Origin of the sequence: Flavobacterium limnophilum (genome assembly GCF_027111315.2) — a bacterium.
Classification (GTDB): Bacteria; Bacteroidota; Bacteroidia; order Flavobacteriales; family Flavobacteriaceae; genus Flavobacterium; species Flavobacterium limnophilum.
On record NZ_CP114289.2, the window covers coordinates 3,875,776 to 3,890,734 of the forward strand.

General features: G+C 38.9%; 11 protein-coding genes and 1 tRNA gene. 6 read left to right on the forward strand and 6 right to left on the reverse strand.

The genetic code is table 11. The features are described 5' to 3' along the window. The first annotated feature begins 111 nt into the window (after positions 1-111). The 3 genes from OZP13_RS16110 to OZP13_RS16120 are packed head-to-tail and all read left to right on the forward strand — an operon-like array spanning position 112 to position 3,568. A complete protein-coding gene (locus OZP13_RS16110; protein ID WP_281297833.1) occupies positions 112-1,461 on the forward strand; it encodes a tetratricopeptide repeat protein in 1,350 nt (449 codons plus the stop codon). 8 nt (positions 1,462-1,469) lie between these two features. Then, entirely contained in the window at positions 1,470-2,240 is a 771-nt protein-coding gene (lolB1, locus tag OZP13_RS16115) for a lipoprotein insertase outer membrane protein LolB1 (RefSeq protein ID WP_269241144.1), read from the forward strand. Between the two features lie 23 nt (positions 2,241-2,263). Then, positions 2,264-3,568 (forward strand): murein hydrolase activator EnvC family protein, encoded by a 1,305-nt coding sequence (locus OZP13_RS16120; protein WP_281297834.1) that lies wholly within the window; start codon positions 2,264-2,266, stop codon positions 3,566-3,568. A gap of 76 nt (positions 3,569-3,644) precedes the next feature. Here the strand turns inward: OZP13_RS16120 and OZP13_RS16125 are convergent, their stop codons facing one another. The 6 genes from OZP13_RS16125 to OZP13_RS16150 form a co-directional block, all read right to left on the reverse strand. After that, positions 3,645-4,625 carry a transglutaminase family protein gene (locus tag OZP13_RS16125; protein WP_281297835.1) on the reverse strand — a complete coding sequence of 327 codons (981 nt, stop codon included), beginning with the start codon at positions 4,623-4,625 and terminating at the stop codon, positions 3,645-3,647. Between the two features lie 6 nt (positions 4,626-4,631). After that, a complete protein-coding gene (locus tag OZP13_RS16130; RefSeq protein WP_281297836.1) occupies positions 4,632-5,585 on the reverse strand; it encodes an alpha-E domain-containing protein in 954 nt (317 codons plus the stop codon). Positions 5,586-5,655: 70 nt separating this feature from the next. Further along, positions 5,656-7,092 carry a circularly permuted type 2 ATP-grasp protein gene (locus OZP13_RS16135; RefSeq protein WP_281297837.1) on the reverse strand — a complete coding sequence of 479 codons (1,437 nt, stop codon included), beginning with the start codon at positions 7,090-7,092 and terminating at the stop codon, positions 5,656-5,658. A gap of 423 nt (positions 7,093-7,515) precedes the next feature. Beyond that, on the reverse strand, positions 7,516-8,325 hold the full coding sequence (locus OZP13_RS16140; RefSeq protein WP_281297838.1) for a polysaccharide deacetylase family protein: 810 nt from the start codon (positions 8,323-8,325) through the stop codon (positions 7,516-7,518). Positions 8,326-8,337: 12 nt separating this feature from the next. Then, entirely contained in the window at positions 8,338-9,375 is a 1,038-nt protein-coding gene (locus tag OZP13_RS16145) for a hypothetical protein (protein ID WP_281297839.1), read from the reverse strand. Positions 9,376-9,565: 190 nt separating this feature from the next. Beyond that, positions 9,566-9,637, reverse strand: a tRNA-Arg gene (locus tag OZP13_RS16150). Positions 9,638-9,909: 272 nt separating this feature from the next. Between OZP13_RS16150 and OZP13_RS16155 the strand changes: the two genes are divergently transcribed. The 3 genes from OZP13_RS16155 to bglX are packed head-to-tail and all read left to right on the forward strand — an operon-like array spanning position 9,910 to position 14,705. Further along, a complete protein-coding gene (locus OZP13_RS16155; RefSeq protein WP_281297840.1) occupies positions 9,910-11,007 on the forward strand; it encodes an SGNH/GDSL hydrolase family protein in 1,098 nt (365 codons plus the stop codon). Further along, complete coding sequence (locus OZP13_RS16160; RefSeq protein ID WP_281297841.1) at positions 10,997-12,376, forward strand: sialate O-acetylesterase; 1,380 nt, start codon at positions 10,997-10,999, stop codon at positions 12,374-12,376. Before OZP13_RS16155 ends, OZP13_RS16160 begins: the two co-directional genes overlap by 11 nt. Positions 12,377-12,410: 34 nt before the next feature. After that, positions 12,411-14,705, forward strand: a complete 2,295-nt coding sequence (gene bglX / locus OZP13_RS16165) for a beta-glucosidase BglX (protein ID WP_281297842.1) — start codon at positions 12,411-12,413, stop codon at positions 14,703-14,705. Positions 14,706-14,959 lie beyond the last annotated feature (254 nt).

Below are 14,959 nucleotides of genomic sequence, written 5' to 3' on the forward strand. Positions count from 1 at the left end.
TTAAACCATTAAGAAATTAAGGCTCATTAAGACTAAAAACTTGACTTTCTTAATGGTTTAAAAAAAGCAACAGGTTTTAATCCGTTGATTGTAATATTTGAAAAAACACAAATGAAAAAAAAGGTTTCCTTCTTTTTATTCTTGGTTTTGCTTTGCAATCCGGCGGCGTTATTGGCGCAAAACGAACCAGAATCAATTGTTCCTGAAACCGATAAATTTGAGGATTATTTTTATGAATCCCTGAAGCAAAAAGGAATCGAGAATTACGACAAAGCCATCACGGCATTGGAATACTGCTTGAAATTGAAACCCAATGATGCCAACGTTCATTTCGAAATGGGAAAGAATTATTTGGCATCGAAAGAGTATGAACATGCTTATAATTCATTCGAAAAAGCCACGCAAATCGACTCCAAAAACAAATGGTTTTGGGTGGGAATGTACGAAGCGAGTTATGCCGCCAAGAATTACAATCAAGCCTTGATTTCGATTAACAAATTGATTGAGTTTAATGAAATTTACAAGGAGGATTTGACCTCACTTTACATGGTTACGCAACAATATGACAAAGCACTCGTTCTCATCAAAGAGCTGAACGAGACCATTGGAAAAACAGATTTGAGAGACAATTATAAAATGCAGATTTTGTCCCAAGGGAAATTTCAAAATACCGAAATAGACAACCTAATTGTCCAAATTGACAAAAATCCAAAAGAAGAATCCAATTACATTACCTTGATTCGATTGTATTTGGATAATGGCGATGCCAAAAAAGCATTCGAAATCACAAAAAAATTGGATGCTGCAATTCCAAATTCCGCTTGGGCAAAAGTGGGTATGTTCAAGTATTATTTGGACAACAATGAAAACGAAAAAGCCATAAATTCAATGAACCTAGTTTTGGCAAGTCCCGAAATAGAATCCCCGATAAAGCATCGAATCTTGAACGAGTTTTTGATTTTTGTGACCAAAAATCCGCAATACGGACCCGATTTGGAGAAAGCAATAGCTTATTTCGACAAAGACCCCAACATCAATGTAGCCAAGGAGATAGGGAAATATTATCACAACAAAAAGCAATGGGACAAAGCCATACACTATTATGAATTAACTTTAAAAAACAGTTCCGGCCAAGATGTCGAGACTAATTTGCTCTTGCTTCAGTCGTATGTCGAAACCAAACAATTTGAATTGGTAGCCCAAAAAGCAACCGCATTGATTGAAACATTCCCAACTCAATCCCAGTTTTATTACTATTCGGGAATGGCAAACAATCAATTGCAGCAATTCAAGAAGGCAAAGGAAATGCTCGAAATGGGTTTGGATTACGTGATTGACGATGTATCGTTGGAAATCAATTTCAACATTCAATTGGGCGAAGCTTACAACGGATTGGGCGATTTCAAGAAAAAAGAACAGTATTTTTCCAAAGCCAATCAATTATTAAAAAATAAAAAATAACAATTCAAATGAAGAGATTCTTAGCTATAGTGTTGCTTGTTTTTTTGGTGTCTTGCAAATCCAAATCGGTTGTGGTGGATGCAACGAAAAGCGATACACGAATGAGTGTCAATAAAATAATAGGAAACTACTACAACAATAAAATCGATTTTTCTACATTATATATAAAATCGAATGTTCAATATGCCGATGACAAACAAACACAGAACGTTACGGCCGAAATAAAAATCAAGAAAGACCAACAGATTCTGGTTAGCGTTCGTTTTTTGGGAATCACGATGGCCAAGGCATCGATCACGCCAACATCGGTAAGTTATTACGAGAAAATGGGAGGGCGTTATTTCGAAGGCGATTTCAGCACCTTGAGCCAATGGTTGGGAACCGATTTGGATTTCGACAAAATCCAGAATATGTTGTTGGGACGTGCCATCGATAATTTGGAGAAGGGACAATATACAGAATCATTTGCCGACCAAGTGTACCGATTGGATGATTCATCGGTAAGTAATTTCAAAAAAGCATTTTATTTTGATGCCAACACCTTTTTGTTGAACAAACAAGAAATCTCGCAAACAGCCAAAGGAAGGATGATTCAAGTGGCTTATTCGGACAACACGCTTTACAAGGAAATAACATTGCCTTCGAAGGTGTCCATCAATGCCATTCAAGAGAAAGGAAAAACTCAAATCAATTTTGATTACAATACGATAACCTTTAACGAAGAACTTTCTTTTCCTTATAGTGTTCCAAATGGTTACAAAAGAATTATAATTAAGTAAATTTGCACAAACTTATTTTGAATATGCCAAAATTTCTCCTAAGCCTGATATTTATATGCTTGACTTCGCTATCGTGGAGCCAGGATTCCCCGCAAGAAAAACTAGAAGCACGCAAAGCCCAAATCCAAAAAGAGATTAGGGAAAATGAAGAGTTGTTGAAATCAGTCAAGAAAAAAGAAAAATCGGCCGTGCATGTCATTGTCATTCAGGCCAATAAAATAAAACTCAAGGAAAAACTAATCAATACCACCGAAAGACAAAAGAAGTTGTTGAGCAATGATATGTACATCAATCAATTGAAAATCAACAAGCTCAATAGGGAACTGGAAGTGCTCAAGGAAGATTATGCCGAGATGATCGTCAAATCGTATAAAAGCAGATCAGAACAAAGCAGGGCCATGTTTATATTGTCGTCCGAGAATTTTCTACAGGCCTATAAAAGAGCCCAGTATATGAAACAATATACCGGCTACAGAAAAATGCAGGGGGAGGAAATAAGTTCAAAATCCAAACAACTTGTTGATTATAACGGGAAATTGGATATTCAAAAAACAGCCAAGCAAAAACTGATTGCCGAAAACGAAAAAGAACGATTGTCATTGTTGAAGGAAAAGCAAGAGCAACAAAAAGTAATCAATTCCATCAAGAAAGACAAGAAAAAATTAACTGCCGAAATCAAGAAAAAACAACAGGAATCAAGAGCCATCGACAGACAAATTGATAGATTGATTCGAGAAGCCATTGCCGAAGCCAATAGAAAAACAGCGTTGGAAGTAGCGATGAGAAAAGCTGAAGCCAGTGCGAAAGCCGGAGAAACAAAAGAAGAAACGAAAACACGTGCCAAAGCCATTGTTTCATCTTCTGCAGCGGTATCTTCTTCCAAAATTGTATTGACGCCTGAAGCCAAGTTAATTGCCGATAATTTCAAAGCAAACAGGGGTCGATTGCCTTTTCCAGTCGAGAAAGGTTTTATTTCGCTAGGTTACGGAAATCAACCACATCCCGTTTTTCCGGCTTTAACAGTTCATAACAGTGGAGTGGAAATCACCACGGAACAAGGATCCAATGCCAGAGCCGTTTTTGATGGCGAGGTATCAACTGTTTATGTTATAACTCCCGTGAGTAAAGCTGTACTGATAAAACATGGAGATTATTTTACGTTATATCATAATTTAAGCTCGGTATTTGTAAATGTAGGCGACAAGGTAAAAATAAAACAAAGCATAGGAAAAATAAGAACTAGTGGTGATACTGGAAAAACAGTTCTTAAGTTTGTTATCAAGCAAAACACAACTTATCAGAATCCAGCCAGCTGGTTGTCAAACTAAAAAATTAAATTTACTCCAAAGAACAAACCCGACAGTTTTCAGAAAACTGTCGGGTTTTGTGATATAAATAGTTTGCTTATTGTTGTTGCTGTTCTTGCTGCTTCTGTTGGTGTTGCAACTGAACATGATGTTGCTCGATATAATCCAGTTGAGCTTGTTCTTCCACCGTCATTTTCTGGAGCTGAACATTGTTGATTTCTTCAAATTGTCTTCCGTCTTCGTAACCAATAGACACGGAAACCGAAAGTGTTTGTTTGGCAAATCCCTTGAAAGTTCCCTTTACAAGCGTGCAATCGTAGAAATTTCTTCCCACCGAAAGTTTGACATGGTTGTCCATCGTCCAGATATTATTCGTTGGATCAAGTCCTAGCCAGCCTTGTGTTGGAGTGTAAATTTCTACCCAGGCATGCGTGGCACCTTCTCCCCTGAGACCGCTTTCGTTGGGACAAACATAGCCGCTCACGTATCTGGAGGGAATTCCAACAGTGCGCAAAAGTTGCAGCAATATATGGGCAAAGTCTTGGCAAACCCCTTTTCTAATTTCCAATATTTCGTCAAGGGTGGTTTGTACGGTGGTAATTCCCTTGGTATAAGTAAAGTGTTTGAATATGTATTCATTGCATTCTTGGGCAATGGCTATGATGGATTTCTCCGGAAGATTAATCTTTTTTAAAATAAGGTTAATTTGTTTTTGCTTTTCGATAGTTTCGGGATAGCACAGCCGTTGCAAAAAAATGCTTTTTTCCTTCTCTTTTGTCAAATCTTCGACAGTTGTGGTGTCTATTTCGGGAATTTTGAGCGAATGATTGACGCGTACCAACATTCGGGATTCTATGGTCATTTCGGTGTGGGCTTCCAAATTGTTGAAATTCCCCACCCTGTTGCCGTAATAATCGTGTGAAATTTCCAAATTGGGATTATGACTTATCGAAATCTGGTGCTGCAGCACGTCTTGATTGTCAAAGTTGTGCGGGAACAATCGTATCTCGTTGATACTTTCTTTAATTGGCCAAGTGTATTGGTACTTCGTGATGTGGACTATTTTGAAGACTGCCATTTTTTTTTAGGTATAGGAGAAGAATAATTTAGAAAAGTCCGTCGAAAACTGAATCAATTGTTTCTTGGTTTCGTTCAAAACGTCTTCTAATTGTTTGTTGGTCAGGTTGTAATAATCGGTAAATTCAATCAAGCTTTTTAGCCTTCCAAATTGATTTTGCAAGGTTCGTGCTTCGCTGGAGTTGTTGTCCATAATTAGATTGTCTAAATATTTATCCAAAATTTCTAAAGTATATATCACGGAATGAGAGAAATCACGGTTAAAAATCACGTGTTGCACCACTTTGCGATTGTGGGGAATGTTGCTGTAACTTTTTAAATATTGTTCGTAACCCGATAGCGACAACAACAATCTTCTCCAGTACAATAAATCTTCTTCCCCGTCAAGATTGTAATTAATGGGTTTGAAATAGGCCTGCGTCATCGAAATGGTTTGCAAACAACGTTCTATCTGTTTGCCAATGCTTGAAAAACACCAGCCCATACCTCTCGGCATCGTAACGTGCAATATTCCGTTGTAAAGCAAAAGGTCTTCTTTGAGTTCGGTAATGATACTTAATGCTTCGTGGGTTTCCAGCTTTTTGGACAAGTCAGGCGAATTCATGAAATGATAGATGGTGTTGATGTGTTCCCAAAGTTCTTTGGTTATTTTGTCTTGGGAACCTCTGGCATTTTCGCGCGCTTTAACCACAAGGTTTTTAACCGAATTGCTGTTTTGATTGTCGCAAATGATGTATTTCAAAACGAAATTTGTGTCGTATTGAGATTGGACGATTTGATTTCTGGACAAATCCGTGTAATATTCCAACAAAGGTTTGTATCCTTGGGAATCATTCATTTCTTTGTCAAAAGACAAGATGTAGAATGTGTTTAGCGTGAGCAGCATTCCATCTGCTCTTTCCATATATCGGTTGAGCCAGAACATTCCATCTGCAACTCGGCTGAGCATGTTTGTTTTCATCTTAATTTGTCATCGCGAGGAATTGCGAGGCAGGTGGCAAAGCAATCTCATCCTCTAATTAATACAGTTTTTATTCAATAATCCAGGTGTCTTTACTTCCTCCTCCTTGGGAAGAATTGACCACCAATGAGCCTTCGGTCAATGCTACTCTTGTCAATCCGCCGGGAACAATTTCCACACCGTTGGGACCGCACAAGGCATAAGGTCTTAAATCTACGTGGCGCAGTTTCAGTTCGCCATCAATCAGGCAAGGCACGGTGCTGAGTTGGATTATCGGTTGGGCTATGAAATTTCGAGGATTGGCCAAAATCGCAATTTTCCCTTTTTCCAGTTCTTCCTCGGTGGCTTTGTTTCCCATAATCATTCCGTAGCCGCCACTTTGGTTGGTTTCCTTGATGACCATGTTGCCCATATCGGCAAATACCAGTTCCCGTTCCTCTTTGTTTTCCATTTGATAGGTAGGAACATTTTTAAGGATGGGCTCTTCGTTAAGATAAAATTTAATCATGTCGGGAACATAAGCATAAACCGCTTTGTCATCGGCAACACCATTTCCAACGGCATTCACCAAGGCAACATTTCCCTGTTTATAAGCACTGATAAGACCGGGAACGCCCAAGGTGCTTTCGGGTCTGAAAACCAATGGATCCAGGTAATCATCATCCAAACGTCTGTAAATCACGTCCACTTGTTGTAAACCAGAAGTGGTTTTCATGTACACCCTGTTGTTGTTGACCACCAAATCACGTCCTTCCACAAGAGGAACTCCCATTTGTCTAGCCAAAAAAGTGTGCTCGTAATAAGCCGAATTATAGATGCCAGGAGTGAGCAAAACCACATTTGGATTCGAAATGTTTCTTGGTGACATCGAAATGAGGATGTTGTGCAAAATCATGGGATATTTCCCCACCATGCTCACGTGGTTGGAAGTAAGCATTTCGGGAAAGATTCGTTTCGTGATTTCTCGGTTTTCCAGCATGTAACTCACGCCGCTTGGACATCTAAGATTGTCTTCCAAGACATAAAATTCTCCTTTTGCGCCTCGAATCAAATCGATTCCCGCAATGTGGATGTGGATATTGTGGGGCACTTTTATGCCATGCACTTCCTGAAGATAATGCGGACAAGAAGAAACCAAAGCCGCAGGAATCAATCCTTCTTTTATGATCAATTGTTCGTTGTAAACATCTTCCAAGAACAAGTTGAGTGCTTTTAGTCTTTGTTTAATCCCTGATTCTACCTCATGCCATTCTTTTTGGGTAATAATTCTCGGGATGATGTCAAACGGAAAAATTCTTTCAATGCCTTGATTGTCGTCGCTGTAAACGGTAAAAGTGATACCCTGATTCATAAAGAAATCAGCTGCCTGTTTTTGCTTTTGGGTTAAATTTTCGGGATTAAGGTTTTGGATGGTTTGCAGCACCTTGGAATAAGAGGTTCGAACTCCTTTACTAGAAAACATTTCATCCCAACCATTAGGGTTTAATTTCGGTATCGACTTCGCCATATCTTTCATTGTTAAATAGTGCTACTTTTTACTGTTTTTACTGTAAAAAATAGTGATTTTAGACAAATTTATTATTTTATTTTTGCTATAATGTCTTTTTTGTTGAGTATTTAATAATTTATGCCATATTCGTTGTTTTGATAATTATTTTTGACAATTATATTTTTTTTTAATCTCGTTTTTTCAATTCTGCAATTATATAAAGCGGTAAAATGATTAATAACCCTGTTTTTTATAGGGTTACATGTAAAAATAGTGAATCAATATAAAGACAAAGGTATTTTTTATACGGGGGTAGTTGGAAATAATGGATTTTTAAATTTAGCGACCTATTGAAGAGATTTCAAGGTTTTAAAGTGGTATTTTTTCACCTAATTTCAATTTAATTGGCATTTTATCCAAAAAAACAGGATTAATAAATTGTCATTTTTTGAAAGAGGATTCAACAGCTTTGAGCATCCCGTCAGCAGACAAGGAACCGGGAACAATTAATCTCCTGATGGTGAAGAGTGGCTCGTCAGGATTACTCTTTGTCGAAAGGATAAAGCCAAGCTGGTAGCCATTGTTTTTTAATTTGGCAATAGCTTGTGAATTCCATTCGCCACAGGGATAAGCGAAATAATTTATGGGTTTTCCGGTAATGGATTCCAATTGTTTTTTGGGATTTATAATCTGTATGTTCCAGTCTGCCTCTTTATATTTTGTTACCGGATGATGATCCCAAGTGTGCGCGCCAATGCCGTTTCCACTATCCGATAAATCTTTGATTTGGGCTTTGGTCATGTATCCTGGGCGGTTGATGGAAACGGTCATAATAAAAAATACGCCCTTGTAACCATATTTGTTCATTTCTGGAGCACCAATTCGGTAGTGTTCCTCGCGAGTATCGTCAAAGGTGATTATTATGGGTTTTGGAGGCAGGTTTCCGTCGTTAACCAAATATTGATATAACTGATCCGGTAAAACGGTATGGTATCCGTTGTCATGCAAAGCTTTCATTTGCTGGGCAAAATGGACGGGGGAAACAGAATAAATTTTCATGTTTTTTCCGTCACTCCCAAGAATATTCCGGATGCGATGATAACACAATACGGGGATTTCCGGTTTTAGAACTATTTTTGCCGAATGAACCATTCTTTTTTCAGGAACTTCCCTTTTTATCGTTTCAGATTTAAAGAGAATTGCCATCGATAAAATCAATCCAGCCAGAAATGAAGGTAGAATATGTTTCATGATTCATGTGAATTATTGATATTGTATATAAATGGGCTTGGGCGTAAATCGCAACAACTCGGCCGGAGTATAAAGACCGTTTGGATTTGATTTGGTGTCATTTTTATAAAACAATTTGAAACCGGTAAATTGTACGGGTTCTCTATAAATATAGGCTAGATATGAAGATTTTTTGAGGGTTTTGTTGCCAAAACCATCCATGTTCATGACCACTTGTACTTCTGGGACAGTTTTAATATTTTTATAGCCGGTCACCATTTGTTGCGTAAAACGATGCACTACCAAAACTTTCGGTGGCAGTTTGTTTTTTCGCACCAGATTTGCCAAAATTTCGACGGCATCATTGATGTCGTCTGAAGTGAAAGTGCCGATTTTTGTTCCGGGAACTTCTCCGTTTTTCATCGAATATTCAGGATCAATAGCCAAATGTACATTGGGTAATTTCAAGTATTTTTCGAGCGTGGCCACTTCCGTTTTCACGGTACTATGTCCTACTTGAACGTCAAGAAACACCAATGCATTAATAGGCTTTGCCCAATCCATAATGATGTCAATTTGATGAAATGGCATCCGCAATCGGTGCAAATTTGTTTTTCCCGGAGAACCCTGAGCCGTAATGGCTATGTAATGCAAGGCAGGAATCGTTTTTATGGTTGGATCGGCGGCTTGCCACTGAGCCACTTCCCACTTTAGTTTTTTTAGCATGGCATCTTTAGGCAATTCTCCCAAAACTCCCATCTTTTTGGAATACAAGTTTCCATAAAAAGCAATGATTCTGTTATAAGGAAGGATGGCTCCCTGCAATGGATAAGGCTTGTTCTTGACAGGCCATCTGCCCGATTTGTCGTTGTTGCTTAAGGCAAACATGCGTTGGTTATAGTCGGCAGTGTCTATGATGGAGGCCGTGGTTTCAGGATTGGGGCCAGTGGTTGTTTTTTTTTCTTTTTCGATGAGTGCATCGGTAGCTTTGGCCCTGTCGCAACTGCTGCCATAGAGCAAGAACGAGAGCAAAAACACCCGAATCAGGAAGCTAAGTGCCAGTGTTTTCATGATGCAGCCCTTTTTGGTTGTCACATAAAGATACGGGATTTAAAATCAAATTCTAAATGAATTTCGAAATAATTAGTATTTAATCATTTAAAAGTCAAATAATTAAAACCAAATCAGTTCTGTTGTTTTTTAAAAGAAGAAGAAAAGAATTGTCGAAATAAAAAATAAAAGACCATCATTTTTTATAGTGTAGCCCCGCCGAGAATCGAACTCGGATCAAAAGTTTAGGAAACTCCCATTCTATCCGTTGAACTACGGGGCTGAAAAACAATAATTCAAATTTGTGCCTATTTTTTTTTGGGTTTTAGGCAACGAAGTTTGCTGTAGTTTTTGGTTCACAAATGTATCAAATTTATTCGAATTGAAAACTTTAAAAAGACAGATTTGAGACGATTTTTAACGTTGATTTTTGAAATTTTAAAAGGTAAATAAAAGATAGTATTCGATTATAATTTGACAGTTTAGTATCTTTTTTAGGCTATTAATATTTTATATTTACAAGATTAATATATTCTCAATTTAAGACCTTATAATATGATTTTTAGAAAAATACAGCTTGTAATTCTATTAATTTCCTTTTCATTCGTTTCCCTAGCCCAAAAGAAGGAAGAAACCCGATCGTTTTTTGAATATCAGGGAAGAATCGAAAAAATGCAAGACAATCAAGCGATTTTAGTTGGTGCCGCGTCTTCAGTTTCATTTGATTTCAAAGGAAATTCCTGTTCCATTTCGTTGCAAAGTCTGGTGGATCATCAAAATTATGTTTCCCTGGAACTCGACGGAAAATACATAGGCAGAATTCGAATCGAAAAAGGAGATGTGAAATCCTTTCCAATCGTGGTTTCCGAAAAGAAAAAAACACACCATCTCGCCATTTACAAAGCGACCGAAGCGGCCAACGGCGGGGTTTTGTTTGCAGGAACAACAGCGAAATTAATAAAAAGTCCAGCGCCAAAAACCAAGAAAAAAATCGAACTCATAGGCGATTCCATCACTTGCGGATTTGGCAACGATGCCTCGACAATTCCTTGTGGAACTGGCGATTGGTACGACCAACACAACGCCTATTGGGCTTATGGACCGGTACTTTCCAGAGCTTTGGATTTGGATTTTGTACTAAGTTCCGTTTCGGGCTACGGAATGTATCGCAACTGGAACGACGAGCATCTCGAAGAACCGATTATCCCCGAGGTTTATGAAAATTTATACCTTAATAAAGACAGTTCTAAACCATACAATTTTAAATTTCAACCCGATTTAGTGAGCATTTGTTTGGGAACCAACGACCTTTCCGAAGGCGATGGCAAAAAACCAAGATTGCCTTTTAATGAAGAAAAATATGTTTCGAATTACATCGAATTCATCAAAACCGTTTACAAACACGCTCCCAATACTCGAATTGTTTTGCTTAATAGCCCAATGGTTTCGGGCGATAGAAATACAACTTTGGTCAATTGTTTGAAAAAAGTCATTCAAGCGTTCGAAAATGATACGGTTCATAAACCAATTGCCTTGTTCGAATTCCAACCGATGGTTCCAAAAGGTTGCGGTTATCATCCCGACATTGCCGATGATAAAGTGATGGCCGACCAATTAATTCCTTATTTTAAACAACTATTAAATGAAAAATAATTTAATCGCATTTGTTCTTTTCCTGACATTTTTTAGTACGGCTTTCGCCAATGTTACGCTGCCGAACCTGTTTTCGGATAACATGGTTTTGCAACGCAATTCTGAAGTCACCATTTGGGGTTGGGCAAATCCGCAGGAAGAAGTCGTGATTGCGCCAAGTTGGAACAATCAAACTTATAAAATCAAAGCCAGCAATCAGGCGAAATGGGAAATCAATATTCCCACTCCAAATGAAGGAGGACCATTCGCAATTTCGATAAAAGGCTACAACGAAATCGTATTGAAAAACATCCTGATTGGCGAAGTTTGGGTTTGTTCTGGGCAATCCAATATGGAAATGAACGCCAGTTGGGGAATCGAAAATGCCGATGAAGCAGTAAAAAATGCCACAAATTCGAACATTCGATTTTTTACCGTTCCAAAATTAACGGCGACAACTCCCCAAAATAATCTTTCTGGAAATTGGACGGAATGCACGCCCGAAACAATGAAATATTTCAGTGCTGCCGGATATTTTTTTGCTAAACGTTTGCAGGAAGAATTGAAAAATGTGCCTATCGGTTTGATTTCTTCCAATTGGGGCGGAACTCCAGCCGAAATTTGGATGCCGGAAGAAGTGATTCAAAATGATGCCGTTTTATTGGAAGCCGCCAAAACCAGAAAAGAAGAAAGATATGGTCCGAACCAACCGGGACGTGCTTTCAATGCCATGATTTATCCTTTGATAAACTTCAAAATCGCGGGCGTGATTTGGTATCAAGGCGAAAGCAATGTGGGTTCACCAGTTTACGACAAAACTTTTTCCGCTTTAATCACGTCTTGGAGGAAACTATGGAAATCGGATTTTCCGTTTTATTACGTTCAGATTGCACCTTATAATTACGGTGAAAATCATTTTGGTGGTGCTGTCATTCGCGACGCCCAACGAAAAGTGTTGCAACAAGTTCCCAATACAGGAATGGCAATGACCAGCGACATTTCGCCCATTGACGACATTCATCCAAAAGACAAGAAATCGGTGGGAACGCGTTTGGCGAACTTGGCTTTGGCGAATACCTATAAAACGAACACTGCATTGGTCAACGGTCCACTTTACAAAGGAATTAAAATCGAGAAAAACAAAGTCGTGGTTTCTTTTGATTTTGCCGAAGGATTGCATTTTTCGAATCTTAAATCCAATCAATTTGAAATCGCTGGAGCTGACGGAATTTTTTATGAAGCTACTGCCGCAATCAAAAACAACACAGTAATTGTACAATCGGATAAGATGAAAAACCCTGTAAAAGTGCGTTATGCTTGGAAAAACAATGCCCAATCCCAACTTTTTAATAAAGCCAATTTGCCCGCTTCGTCTTTTATAAGTGAATAAATAACGAGGATGGCACGAAATGAAAACCAAAACCATGAAAAACAAAAAACTAATCATTGCAGGATTTTTTAGTCTTATTACCATTGGAACCATGAATGCACAAAAAAAACCACATTTAGACAAAACAAAACCCATTGAAGAACGCATTTCGTTATTGATGAAAGAAATGACGCTCGAAGAAAAAGTGGGGCAAATGAACCAATACAACGGGTTTTGGGAAGTAACAGGTCCAGCGCCAAAAGGAGGAAATGCCGAACTGAAATACAAACATTTGCGTGATGGTTGGGTAGGTTCGATGCTGACGGTTCGTGGAGTGAAAGAAGTGCGTGCCGTTCAAAAAATTGCCGTTGAGGAAACCCGATTGGGAATCCCGTTAATCATTGGTTTTGACGTCATTCACGGTTATAAAACTTTGAGTCCAATTCCGTTGGCAGAAGCGGCGAGTTGGGATTTGGAAGCAATTAAAAAATCGGCTCAAATTGCGGCAGACGAAGCTTCGGCATCGGGAATCAATTGGACTTTTGGGCCAATGGTCGATATTTCTCGCGAAGCCCGTTGGGGAAGAGTGATGGAAGGAGCCGGAGAAGATCCGTATTTGGGAAGCAAAATTGCAACGGCAAGGGTCAAAGGTTTTCAAGGAGAAACCAGAGCCGATTTGGTGAAGGTAAATACCATTGCGGCTTGCGCCAAACATTTCGCTGCCTACGGTTTTGCCGAAGCCGGAAAAGAATACAACACCGTTGACATCGGTAATGCCACACTTTACAACACGGTTTTGCCACCGTTCCAAGCGGCGAATGATGCCGGAGTTCGTACCTACATGAATTCTTTTAATATCTTGAACGGAATTCCTGCAACGGGAAGCAGCTTTTTGCAAAGAGACATCTTGAAAGGCAAATGGAAATTTGACGGATTCGTGATTACCGATTGGGCTTCCATTCGAGAAATGATTTCGCACGGTTTTGCCAAAGACGGAGCCGAAGCTTCGGAAAAAGCCGTAAAAGCGGGATCGGATATGGATATGGAATCGTATTTGTATGTTGCCGAATTGGTCAAATTGGTCAAGGAAGGAAAAGTAAAAGAAGCCTTGGTGGACGATGCCGTTCGAAGAATTCTTCGCGTGAAATTCGAATTGGGTTTGTTTGACGACCCGTACAAATATTGTGACGAGAAAAGAGAAAAAGCCACCATTGGCAACAAAGCCAACAACGACGGGGTTTTGGATATGGCCAAAAAATCGATTGTATTGTTGAAAAACGACAAGAATTTGCTTCCACTAAAAAAATCAGGACAAAAAATTGCCTTGATTGGGGCTTTGGCCAATGATAAAAACAGCCCATTGGGAAGTTGGAGAATTGCTGCCGATGACAATTCCGCCGTTTCCGTTTTGGAGGGAATGCAACAATACAAAGGCAATCAATTGACTTTCGAAAAAGGAGCTGATTTAGTTATTGGTAAACAGTCGTTCACTAGTGAATTAGTTTTCAATACGACTGATAAATCTGGATTTGATGCTGCCAAAAAAGTAGCCGCCAATGCCGATGTCGTGGTGATGGTTTTGGGGGAAGTTGGTTTCCAGTCTGGAGAAGGACGCAGCAGAACGAACCTTGATTTGCCTGGAGTTCAGCAAGAATTATTGGAAGAAATCTATAAAGTAAATCCAAACATCGTGTTGGTTTTAAATAACGGAAGACCTTTGGCTTTGCCTTGGGCAGCCGAACATATTCCTGCTATTGTCGAGGCTTGGCAACTGGGAACCCAAACCGGAAATGCCGTGGCGCAAGTCTTGTATGGCGATTACAATCCGAGTGGAAAATTGCCAATGTCTTTTCCAAGAAACGTAGGGCAATGCCCAATTTATTACAACAATTTCAGTACAGGACGACCAACGGATAAAGACAATAACGTGTTTTGGTCGCATTATACCGATGTGGAAAAAACACCACAATTTCCTTTTGGATTTGGATTGAGTTACACGACTTTCGACTATAAAAATTTGAAAATCAACAAAACGGCTTTCGCCAAAGGAGAAGCGGTAAAAGTTTCGGTTGAAATGACGAATTCTGGAAATTACGACGGAAAAGAAGTGGTACAATTGTACCTTCACGATGTTGCTGCCAGCTTGGCAAGACCCATAAAAGAGTTGAAAGGCTTCGAATTAATCGAATTGAAAAAAGGCGAAACCAAAACAGTTACCCTGACTTTGACCGAAAAAGAACTTGGTTTCTATGACAACGACGGCAATTACTTGGTAGAACCCGGAACTTTCAAAATTATGGTAGGAGGAAGCTCCGACAAAGGTTTGGAAGGTAGTTTTGAGTTGGAATAATTAAGAGTTTTGCCCGTCACTTCGAGTGATTTTTAATAGTAATGCGACAGCTTTACTATTCAAAAATGTATCGAGAAGCCTTTAATTGTGGGTTCTCGATACATTTTGTTAAAAAAAGCTGTCGCATTTTTTAACAAAACACTCGAACAGACGAAGGAGAAATGACAAAGCTAGAAGTTTTTAACCCGAGTTGTATTTAAAAACAACTCGGGTTTATTTGCATTATACAGTTATGAATGCGAACTTTACCCATT